1 protein-coding gene is annotated in these 1,433 nt (G+C 70.8%); it reads left to right on the top strand.

Annotated features, from left to right (window positions below):
- The coding region (locus AC07CM_RS50970) for an IS701 family transposase (RefSeq protein WP_478883372.1) at window positions 1-1,359 on the top strand (1,359 nt) is incomplete at its 5' end.
- Window positions 1,360-1,433: the final 74 nt, after the last annotated feature.

Here is a 1,433-nt window from a genome sequence, read left to right as displayed (position 1 = left end):
GCTCGCCGTCCGTGTCCGCCCGCGCCGGGGCCGTTGGAGGACTACGCGGCCCGGTTCGACGACCTCTTCTTCAGCCTGGCCCAGCGGCGAGGGTTTCGCGAGTACCTGACCGGGCTGCTGGCGCCGCGGGAGCGGAACAAGACGATCACCTGCCTGGCAGGGGCGGAACCGGTGGCAGGTGCGGGGATGCCGGGGGTGCAGCGGCTGCAGTTCTTCCTGTCCGAGTCGCCCTGGGAAGCCGAGCAGGTCAACGACCGGCGGCTTGAGCTGCTGCGCGATCAGCCGGCGACGGCTCCGCACGACGGCGGGGTCATCGTGATCGACGACTCGGGGGACCGCAAGGACGGGACGGCGACCGCGCACGTGGGCCGGCAGTGGCTGGGCCGGCTGGGCAAGACGGACAACGGCATCGTCACGGTGACCACGGTGTGGACCGACGGCCGCGTGTACTACCCGCTGCACGCGACTCCCTACACCCCTGCCCACCACTTCGCCCGCGGCCGCTCCGACCCGGCCTTCCGCACCAAACCGCAGCTGGCCGCTGCTCTCGCGGCCCGCGGGAAGGAGGCGGGCTTCGGCTGTCGGGCCGTCGTCGCCGACTGCGCCTACTCTGTCAGCGACGACTGGTACCTCGCACTACGGGAGGCCGGCCTGGCCTACGTGGTCGCGCTCAAGCCGCACCGCGGCACCTGGGCTCCGGCCGACCAGCCGCACACCCCCATCGACGCCGCCCACGCCCTGACCTGGCGCGACGCCAAGCATCCCGGGGACTGGACGCCCGTGGAGCGTCACTTCCGCGACGGGCACACCGAGACCTGGTGGGCCGCCGATGCCCGCCTGGGCGGATACGGCCCCGACTCACCCTGCCGACTGGTCGTGGCCACCACCGACCCAGCCCGGCTGCCGGAGAAAGCCACCTGGTACCTGGCCACCAACCTTCCCCACCCCGACGCACCCCACGCCACGGCCAGTCCGCACCCGCCGGCCGACCTCGCCGAGATCGTCCGCCTCTACGGACTGCGACCGTGGATCGAGCAGAGCTACAAACAGATCAAGGACGAACTGGGCTGGGCCGACTTCCAGGTCCGCTCCGACCGCGCCATCCGCCGCCACCAGACCCTGGTCAACTGTGCCTTCTCATTCTGCTGGGACCAATGGTTCGCTCCACCCGGACCGCTGGATGCCACCGCGCCGGACCCCTGTCCCGAGGAGGGGCCAGAGAGGGGGACCAGACATACCCCACCAGGCCCAACAGCCCTGCTGGCCCAGGGCCTTACGCGCCATCCGGTCCTGGCTCACCCCAGCCATCACCCTCACCCGATGGTGGCAAGCATGGACGGACACGGAACCACCCCATGAGCTCCAGGCCCTGATCGACGCGGTCACCACCGGACACGGCATCGACCTCTACCTCCGGATTTAACGAACTACCG

Source organism: Streptomyces sp. NPDC044061, from assembly GCF_056434305.1.
The sequence above is the reverse complement of the archived record's forward strand: the minus strand, read 5'-3'. Positions and strand labels throughout refer to the sequence as shown.